Source organism: Streptomyces sp. MBT65, from assembly GCF_016612545.1.
Classification (GTDB): domain Bacteria; phylum Actinomycetota; class Actinomycetes; order Streptomycetales; family Streptomycetaceae; genus Streptomyces.
This window is the reverse complement of the sequence record NZ_JAENRY010000458.1, coordinates 1-8,588: the sequence shown is the minus strand read 5'-3', so window position 1 is coordinate 8,588 and position 8,588 is coordinate 1. Positions and strand designations below refer to the sequence as shown.

The window sequence follows — 8,588 nt, the reverse complement described above, 5'->3', positions numbered from 1 at the left end:
CCTTCCAGAGGATCACGGTGGCGGGCACCGCCACCGTGATCCTCTGGAAGGTGAGGTTCCCCCGGCGTGCGGGAGGTGCTGATCAGCTGGTCAGGAGGGGGTGACGGGGTTTCAGGTTCGTTCGTTCGGCCGTTGCCTGGTCGGCGTAGTGCTTCTCCTCGAACTCGATCGGGCTGAGGTAGCCGAGCCGCTTCTGGATGCGCCAGGAGTTGTAGAGCGATTGAGCGACCCTGTTGCCCAATTGGGTGAATGCCTTTGATCTCGGTCTTCGCGGGTGGTCGAGGGGCGGACCCTGAGGTGGGGCTTGGGCAGCAAGCCTGTGATTCGATCTTGGGGCGGAGGGTCGGGTGTCGATGCGGGCGGGCGCCGGTCGGGAGGTTCCTGAGGGGACGCGGCTGGTGGCATGGGCTGCGTTTCCAAAGAGCTGTCTGGCGATGCGGGTGCGGGACGCGCTTGGTCCGCTGTTCGACGACGAGATCTTCAGGTCTGCCTTCGGCGTGCGTGGTCGTCCTGGTGTTGCCCCGGGGCAGCTGGCGTTGGTCAGTGTGCTGCAGTTCGCGGAGAACCTGACGGACCGCCAGGCCGCTCACGCAGTACGAGCGAGAATCGACTGGAAGTACCTGCTCGGCCTTGAACTGGCCGATCCCGGCTTCGACTTCACCGTGCTGACGGGCTTCCGCGACCGGCTCCTGGCCCACGGGCTGGAAGGGAAGATCCTGGACCTGCTGCTGAAACGGCTCAACGAGCTGGGACTCGTGTCAGGCCGGGGCTGGTAGCGCACGGACTCCACCCACATCCTCGCCGCGGTGAGGGATCTCAACCGCCTGGAGTTCGTCGGCGAGACTCTGCGGGCTGCGCTGGAGGCGGTTGCCGTCGCGGCGCCCCAGTGGCTCACCTCCTGGATGCCCGGGGGCTGGCAGGAAAGATACGGAGCCCGAGTCGACTCCTACCGACTGCCCAGCGACGAAAACGAGCGAACCCAACTGACCTGGCGCATCGCGGCCGACGGCTACCAGTTTCTCGAAGCGGCCTTCGCGGCCAGTGCCCCGGCCTGGCTGCCGCAGGTCCCGGCCGTCGACATCCTGCGGACCGTATGGCTCCAGCAGTTCCAGCGCACGATCACGGACGGAGTGCAGGAGGTGGCCTGGCGGGGGAAGGACGAGCTACCGCCCAGCAGAGCACGGATCACCTCGCCCTACGACCCCGACTCCCGTAACGCCGTCAAGCGCGGCTCGGCCTGGGACGGCTACAAGTTCCACTTCACCGAGACCTGCGACGCCAAGGAGACCGGCCGACCGCACCTGATCACGCATGTGGTGACCACGGACGCCACGGTCGGTGACCCTCTGGTCGTCGACGAGATCCACGACCGGCTCGAGACCAAGGGCCTGCTGCCGGGCGAACACCTGATGGACGCCGGCTACATCTCCGCGGAACTCCTGCTCACAGCGCCCAGCCAGCGAGGTGTCCGCGTTATCGGCCCGGTCCGGCCCATGACCCGCCGCACTGTCCAAGGGACCGGCTACGACAAGGCATCCTTCACCATCGACTGGGACGCTCGCCGGGCTATCTGCCCCGCTGACGCCCACAGCCGCTAGTGGACCGAGGGACTCGACAACAATCAGCGACCCGCGATCCGCATCCTCTTCGCCACCGAGACCTGCGCGCCTCGCCCCTCCCGCGGGCAGTGCACCAACTCGACACGCTACGGCCGGCAGCTGACCGTCCGCCCACAAGATCAAGACGCCGTCCTCGAACACGTCCGCGCCGAGCAGACCACTGACGAATGGAGGGCCGTCTACGCGGTCCGCTCCGGCATTGAGGGCACAATCCACCAGGCGGTCACAGCCACCGGCGGACGCAGAACCCGCTACACGGGACTGGGGAAGACCGCCCTCGCGCACATCCTCGTGGCCACCGCCGTCAACCTGCTCCGACTCGACGCCTGGTGGACCGGACAACCACTCGCCCCCACTCGGACATCACACCTCGGAGCCCTGGACCACGCCGCATAAGCAATTGGGCAACGGGGTCCGTCGATGTACTCGAACAGCGCGAGATTCGCCTCGGCCCGGGTGGCGAAGACGCGGCCGCGGATGCACTCCGTCTTGATGATCATCCACAGATTCTCCGCGAGAGCGTTGTCGTAGCTGTCCCCGACCGAGCCCATGGATGCTTCGACTCCCGCTCTCAGCAGTCGAGTTGTGAGCTTCACGGATGTGTACTGACAGCCGTGATCCGCATGGTGGATCAGCTTGCCCGGTTCGACCTCCCGGCTCGCGAGCGCGTACTCGAGGGTGGTCAGGACCAGGTCGGCGTCCGCGCGGGCAGAGGGGCCTGGTGGCGTTGATGCCACAACGGGCCGACTTCAGCGACGAGTTCAGCGATCACATCGGCCGTCAGGCCCGTGATCCGCCGGTTGCTGATGACCAGTGCACGAGTCGCGTTCCCCACCACGCAACCATGATCAACGATCAAGAGCTCGACGTCTCACCGCCAACCATGCGCGAGCTCGTTAGTGATCAGAAAAACCGCCCCTGGACAGCGGATGAGAAGTGGAGTCGGTTGAACTGGATGCGGAGGTTCTTGGACGGCTTCGGGCTACCGTTCGGAGGTTCCCGAGCTGGGGGAATGGTTCTTGCCCAGGGTGGTGGTGCGTACGCGGAAGGTGCCGTCGGGGGCTGTTTCGGAGCGATCCCGGATAGTCCCGGCGATCGTGCCGGGCCACTTGGTCGTGCTGGACCAGACCGCCTCCGCGAAGTCGGCGCCGTCGGTGCGGGCTCCACTCAGGTCGGCCCCGGCGAGGTCCGCGCCGCGCAGCCGGGCTCCGACCAGCTTGACCCCTGTGAGGCGCGCTTCGGTCAGGTCGGCTCCGGCCAGGTCCGCGTGGGTGAGGTCGGCGCCCGTCAGCTTCGCGTTGTACAGAAAGGCCAGAGTGAGCCTGGCCCTGATCATCTGGGCCTGGGAGAAGTCCGCGGCGTAGAGATGGGCGCCGGTCAGGTCGGCTTCGGTGAGGATGGCCTTGGTCAGGTCGGCCTCGCTCAGGTCAGCGGAGGTCAGCTGGGCCCGCAGGAGTTTCGCGCCGCGCAGGTCCGCCTTGTCCAGGGCGACATCGGTGAGGTCGGAGTCGGTCAGGTCGGCTCCCGTCAACTTCGTCCCCGAGAACAGGGCGCCGGTCAGGTTCGTACGGGTCAGGCGGGCACCGGACAGGTTCGTGTCCGCCAGATAGACGCCGGCCAGGTTCGCGCCGGTAAGGATCGCCCCGGTCACGTCCGCGTTCACGGTGTTCGCTCCGGCGAGGTTCGCGCCCTTCAGGTTGGCTCCCGACAGGTTCGCCTGCGTCAGACGTGTCCGGGTCAGGTCGGTCCGGCTCAGGTCGGCGCCCGTCAGGATCGCTTTCGTGAGGTCGGCCCGGCTGAGGTCCGTTCCGGCGAGGCTCACGCCCACGAGATCGATACCGTGCAGCTGCGCGCCTGACAGGGAAACAGCCGTGCCGGACTTCAGCGCACTCCTGAGGCCGTCCCGCCCGACGGGTCTGGCGGGACGGAAGGCCCGCGTCTCCTTGCCGTGCCCGACGTCACCGGCGCGGAGCGGCCGGAACGCCGGGGTGGCATCACAGAAGGCGATCAACAACCTTTGGAAGAAAGGAGGTTGACTCTTCTCCTTGGACTTGTGGGGCTCGGGCGACCAGCCGTGCACGCGGTACACGTCATCGAAGAGCTGCTCCGAATCGTCCCGCATCCGGTCGGCCGGCCCGATGGGCCAGACGGTCTGTGAGGTCCATCGCGCCCCGGCCAGGTTCGCGCCCGTCAGCTCCGCGCCGCTCAGGTCGGCACCCGTCAGGTCCGCCCGTTCAAGACACGCCCCGGTCAGGTCGGCACCGGTGAGGTTCGCCCGGACGAGCACCGCCCCGCCCAGGTCCGCTCCGCGCAGCCGTGCTCCCACGAGGTCCGCGTCCAGCAGGTCAGCGTGCGTCAGGTCCGCTCCGGTCAGGTCGGCCTCTGTCAGCCGTGCCCGGACCAGCCTCGCCGAGCCCAGCTCCGCTCGGTCCAGGCGAGCCCGCGTCAGGTCGGCGCCGATCAGATTCGCCACATAGAAGAAGCTCCGCGACAGGTTCGCCTCCCGAAGGCACACGCCTGGCAGCGTGCCCAGTTGCGCGTAGACCCGGGGCAGATCCACCCCGGTCAGGTCCGCCCCGCTGAGGTGGGCGCCTTTCAGGTTGACCGGCCGGGCCACCTCCCGCGCGCGGATGCGCCGGGCCAGTTCGTCGGCCCACGGGTACGGTCCGTCGGTGGCCACGGGAGGGTGACCGGGCGGCGTGTACCAGTACCGGCGGTCTATCAACCGTATCTCCGTTCCCCCGTCCAGGGCATCGGGTACCAGGATCCGGAGCGTGAGCCGGCCGGCCGGCTTGAACACGATCGGGGTGACGACTCCCAGGGCCAGCGCGATCAGGGACCTGACCGCATTCGCCGCTCCCGCCGTGCCGGCCAGCGTCGCCGCAGTACAGCCGACCGCCGCACCCAGGAGCGCGTGCAGGCACAGGCCTGCGACGAGGGCGCCGGCGCCGGGCCCGTCGGGATAGTCCCACCGCCCGTACCGGTGTGTGAACGGGTCTTCGTCGCGCAGGAGAGCAGCCCGGACGATGAGACATCTGTACAGGGCGGCACCGACCAGCCCCCACACCGCATATGACCACATGAGGTAACGATACGGGTCGGGCGTCGATCACCAACAGCGCCATTCCACAGGCTGGTTGACGCCGCACCGGGGTGACGGACCGGGGTTGCTTCACAGCGCCCGGGCCGGCCGCGACGGGTCGCTCCCGACAACGTGGTCTGACCGGCGCCGTCCACGAGGCGGATCTCGCCGCGAGGAACGGACGCGGCCATCGCCGTGCAGGGCCTCGATCGAGCATCAGGTCTCAGCTTGATCTTTAAGCTGCTGCTGTCGAACGTTTCTCGTACGCGTTCGCTCGGCCGGGTAATTCCCTCGTGTCAGGGCGGCCTTCGCCTGACCCTGTGTTCCGGATCAGGAAACACACGGGACCAGCACGAAGGCCGTGGACATGAGCGTGCTGCACCTTGAGGTCCGGCGGGACGCATTCGCCTGGGCGTCACACTTCAGGGACATCTTCCATGCCCTGGCGCAGGAATCCCGCGAAGCCCTGCACGGAACCAGGGCCGTTGGTCTCGGCCTCGCGGACCCAGTCGGCGAGGAGATGGCCTCGCCGATCGCGGACCAGGTCGGCGATGACGCGGGCCAGGTCACAGGGACATCGCCACCGTCTGTGGGTCGGGAAGAGTAGAAAGACCGGCGCGCACCCCAGCCGTGCAGCCAGGTCCAGGCGCGGGCCCGCCCTGACCAACGACAAGCCGTCCCTGTCTAGTTGGAGCTGAGGGCACAAGCCATCGGCATGCAGGCGATGCATCATGGAACGATGAAGTTCCGTCGGTGGCGCGCCCGGGAACGCGGCCGGGACGTGCTGGCTGCTGCCCTCTACGAGCGCAACAGCCGGGCCCGTAAGCGGATTGACCGGTGGTGGGCGGCTGGCGGAGCCCACCGCGACGAGGTCTGGCGCGGCGCGTGGTTCCTGCTGTCAGCGGCGCACTTCAGGTTCGGTAACCACGAGCGGCCGGAGCGGGTCGTTCCGGTGCTGGAGTTCCTGCTCGAGGCCGACCCCACGTCCCCGTATCGGCCGCGGGTCCGGCTGACCGCCTGTCTCCCGCAGACCGCCGCCGACCCGCCGGACGGCGTGTATATGGGGGATCCGTATGTTCGGCGGCTAGTCGAAGCCGCGCTGGGGTTCCCCTGTCCCGCATTGCGCCAACGGTTGGCCGACCTGTTGTCCGTCACCGACCAGCCCGGCCTGCTGGACGCCCTGGAAACCGCCTTCCGGCCGCGTGCGCATCTGGGCCCGACCTACCTCGACGCGGCACCGCCCGGCCACGAGACCAAGTGCAACCTGTGGCGTGGGGGCTGCCCGGATTCGTTCCTCAAGATCGTCTGCACCAACCCAAACCTGCCTCGGCCGCCCGCCCAGCCCGGCGACATCGACCTGTCATTGCTCGCGCTTCTGAAGAACCGGACCGATCTGCTGCCGGCATTTGAACAGGACGCCCTGGTCCTGCGGCTGCTGGAGTATCTCGGCACCTGGCTGCCGGAACAGGTCCACGACCGTTGCCGCCGCGCGTTGCGTGACCTGTCGGCCCGAGAGGGTGTCACGGCGGTGTGTGACCAGGCCGTGCTCGGTGACGCCGAGGCGATTGCCGCGGCCCGCGACGCCGGGTACCGGCCGGCCAGCTCCGCCTGGACACCCATCTTCCTGCTGCTCACCCGGCAGTTCGCGGCCTATCGCGAGGCCGATCCGAACGGGCGAGTCCTGCAGCTGACGTACCCCATCGACGGGTTGAGGATCGAGGAAGACGTCATCATCGACCGGATCCTGGCGATCCTGGACACGGACCTGCCGGACGACGTGGCCGTAGCCGTACGGCGGTCCCTGCGCGACCTCGGTCCCTTGAGCGACCCCTCGGCGAACTTCGAACGCTGGGGTAGCTGGGGTATGCGAAGAGCCATCCGGACCCGCGCAATCGAACTCGATCCAGAGGCGGTCGCGGCCGTGGTCGACGCGGGCTACCTGCCCGAAGACGATGATCAGGAGCTGCTCCCGCTGCTCTTCCTCACCGAGCAGTTCGAGCGGTACGACCGCGAAGACCCGAACGGCACAAAGCTACGCGCCGTCCTCACCGAGAAGTGTTACTTGTACGAGCACCAGCATTTCCGGACCGTCGCAAAGCGGGCGGGACGCCCAGATCCCTGGCCGCCCAAGCAACCGTCGCCCTCGGGTGACCGGACGACGACCCGGCACGCCACCACTTGGCCAAGCAGCTTCGGCGGCTCCTTCTGAGCCGGAGGTTCCGGCATCGGCACATCATGCGGTCGTCCCTATGGCCTCGCCGTTGCAGGAGCCCGAACCGTCGCCGTCCTAGCCACAACGGTCGGGATGCTACCGGCCCAGTACCGCTCTCGCGGAGCCGTCGTCCAGGCTCAGTGACAACAAGACTGCCTGTGCGATAAGGCGGATTCCAGCGATCATCGCAACACGGTGATCATTCCAGCGTTGCGACGAGCTTTTAGGGTGAGTTGGGCAGGTCAGCCGGACCGTGCCGCTCACGCCGCTCTCCTTCGCCTGGTACATCGCCGGCCGCCGTACCGTCCACCCTGGACATTCTCATGGGCGGGCGCGGGCCCTCCAGGACGCTGGCATCCGCCGCCCTGCGTACCGGACGCCTCGCGCGCTTCCGCTCGTTCCAGGCCGTGGTCGGCGAGCCTGGTGAGATCGGCGGCGTGAGGCGTCCGGGCCTGTGTTCAGTGCTCCCTGGCGGAAGAGCGCTGGCCAAGAAGCGGGTACCGGCCGGCGCGCGCGTGATGCTGCGCCGTGGTTGCCAAGTGGAAGGGTCCCGCGGCGCAGCATCGAAAGCGGTGCTTGACGATGGGGCCGGGCGGCCGAGGCCGATTCCGTGGCACCGTTGGTCGGCTACGTGAGGTTGAGTGTGTCCCCGGCCGAGGCCTTCAGCGAAGTGGTGGTGGTGCCGGGGAAGTACCAGCGCCAGCTGCCTGCCGAGGTGACGGTCACCTTGGTGGCCAGTTGCCCGATGTTGCCCGTCGTGACGGTCTTGACGGTGCTGTAGTGGGCGGCGCCCTTCTTTTTGAACTGGAGCCTGACCTGCTGCCCTGGGTACCCGTGGTACTTCAGGTCCTCCCAGTTGGCCCGTGACAGCTTGCCGGTGACGGTCACCTTGGCGTTCTTGGCGACCTTCTCGGGTGCGATCACTGTGGTGAGCTGGGCGGCGCGTTTGACCTTGTACAGGGCGATGCGGTCGGAGATCCAGTAGTCACCGTCGTTGGCCTGGACGGTGGCGCTGATCTCCCAGACGCCTGCGGTCTTGTTGCTGTCGCTGTCGCTGTAGTCGGGGATCCATGCCGGCGTGATGCTCATCGTGGCCGTGCACACCGACGTGGTCGCCGACTTCTTCTTGCAGGACGTGCCGGTCCAGTCCACGAAGCCACTGCCGGCGGCGCTGCCCGCGTTGTACGTACTGACGTGCGACAGCCCCTTCACCCCCGAGTTGTCCTTGACGGTGATGTCGACGGGGTAGGTGATCGTCTTCGCCGTGCCCACGATGACGTTGCCGCCGCCGTTGACAACGGTCTTCACCACCCGGACATCGCCCCGCCCCTCCGCGTGCGCCCCGGTCGCCGTCACCAGCACCAAGATCGCAGCCCCACCGGCCGCGGCCCAGGCCGTTCTGCCTCTCATGACCCTCCCCTTGTCGTGTGCGTGCCAGGAGAGGCTATGCGATCAGAGACGTTCCACTTCGGCGGCAAGGCGGGGGCCCGACTTGGTCTGCCGGCGCAGCGCCTCCTCGGAGCCCTCGACAAGGCTCTGTTCAGCGTGCACATCGGCGAACTCAACCCCGTCAATAGCCCCTCTCCCGGCCGGAAGGACCCGACAGGAGCGGCATGACGGTGGACCCGGACCTCGTGTTCAACTACACGTGCTAGGGTCCGTCTTCAAAGATCAC

At 67.8% G+C, this 8,588-nt stretch carries 8 protein-coding genes and 1 pseudogene; 5 read left to right on the top strand and 4 right to left on the bottom strand.

All coding sequences use genetic code 11. The annotated features are described in order from the left end of the window. Positions 1–82: 82 nt before the first annotated feature. Positions 83–241: an IS3 family transposase gene (locus JHN63_RS48015; RefSeq protein ID WP_200691441.1), complete on the bottom strand. Its 159-nt coding sequence runs from the start codon at positions 239–241 to the stop codon at positions 83–85. A gap of 112 nt (positions 242–353) precedes the next feature. Between JHN63_RS48015 and JHN63_RS48010 the strand changes: the two genes are divergently transcribed. The 3 genes and pseudogenes from JHN63_RS48010 to JHN63_RS54930 all read left to right on the top strand — a co-directional run. Beyond that, a complete protein-coding gene (locus tag JHN63_RS48010; protein ID WP_234478809.1) occupies positions 354–776 on the top strand; it encodes a transposase in 423 nt (140 codons plus the stop codon). A 30-nt stretch (positions 777–806) separates the two neighbouring features. After that, on the top strand, positions 807–1,598 hold the full coding sequence (locus tag JHN63_RS48005) for a hypothetical protein (RefSeq protein WP_200691439.1): 792 nt from the start codon (positions 807–809) through the stop codon (positions 1,596–1,598). A gap of 36 nt (positions 1,599–1,634) precedes the next feature. Beyond that, positions 1,635–1,928 (top strand): annotated as a pseudogene (locus JHN63_RS54930) (transposase); the annotation flags it as partial. On the opposite strand, the gene JHN63_RS54925 reads toward JHN63_RS54930, so the two are convergent. Next, positions 1,871–2,119, bottom strand: a complete 249-nt coding sequence (locus tag JHN63_RS54925; RefSeq protein ID WP_374223017.1) for an IS3 family transposase — start codon at positions 2,117–2,119, stop codon at positions 1,871–1,873. The pseudogene JHN63_RS54930 and the gene JHN63_RS54925 overlap by 58 nt on opposite strands. 482 nt (positions 2,120–2,601) lie before the next feature. Then, positions 2,602–4,701 (bottom strand): pentapeptide repeat-containing protein, encoded by a 2,100-nt coding sequence (locus JHN63_RS53600; protein ID WP_234478808.1) that lies wholly within the window; start codon positions 4,699–4,701, stop codon positions 2,602–2,604. 715 nt (positions 4,702–5,416) lie between these two features. Between JHN63_RS53600 and JHN63_RS47980 the strand changes: the two genes are divergently transcribed. Next, complete coding sequence (locus JHN63_RS47980) at positions 5,417–6,910, top strand: hypothetical protein (RefSeq protein WP_200691437.1); 1,494 nt, start codon at positions 5,417–5,419, stop codon at positions 6,908–6,910. Between the two features lie 630 nt (positions 6,911–7,540). Here the strand turns inward: JHN63_RS47980 and JHN63_RS47975 are convergent. Further along, positions 7,541–8,323, bottom strand: a complete 783-nt coding sequence (locus tag JHN63_RS47975) for a hypothetical protein (RefSeq protein ID WP_200691436.1) — start codon at positions 8,321–8,323, stop codon at positions 7,541–7,543. Between the two features lie 36 nt (positions 8,324–8,359). Here JHN63_RS47975 and JHN63_RS47970 point away from each other — a divergent pair, with 36 nt between their 5' ends. Continuing rightward, on the top strand, positions 8,360–8,530 hold the full coding sequence (locus tag JHN63_RS47970; RefSeq protein WP_200691435.1) for a hypothetical protein: 171 nt from the start codon (positions 8,360–8,362) through the stop codon (positions 8,528–8,530). Positions 8,531–8,588: the final 58 nt, after the last annotated feature.

Bases quoted from the DNA above. Each gene is read 5' to 3' on its own strand.
- JHN63_RS47970 (WP_200691435.1), top strand. From the start codon at position 8,360: ATGCGATCAGAGACGTTCCACTTCGGCGGCAAGGCGGGGGCCCGACTT.
- JHN63_RS47980 (WP_200691437.1), top strand. From the start codon at position 5,417: ATGCAGGCGATGCATCATGGAACGATGAAGTTCCGTCGGTGGCGCGCC.
- JHN63_RS48010 (WP_234478809.1), top strand. From the start codon at position 354: ATGCGGGCGGGCGCCGGTCGGGAGGTTCCTGAGGGGACGCGGCTGGTG.
- JHN63_RS47975 (WP_200691436.1), bottom strand. From the start codon at position 8,323: ATGAGAGGCAGAACGGCCTGGGCCGCGGCCGGTGGGGCTGCGATCTTG.
- JHN63_RS53600 (WP_234478808.1), bottom strand. From the start codon at position 4,701: ATGTGGTCATATGCGGTGTGGGGGCTGGTCGGTGCCGCCCTGTACAGA.
- JHN63_RS54925 (WP_374223017.1), bottom strand. From the start codon at position 2,119: ATGATCATCAAGACGGAGTGCATCCGCGGCCGCGTCTTCGCCACCCGG.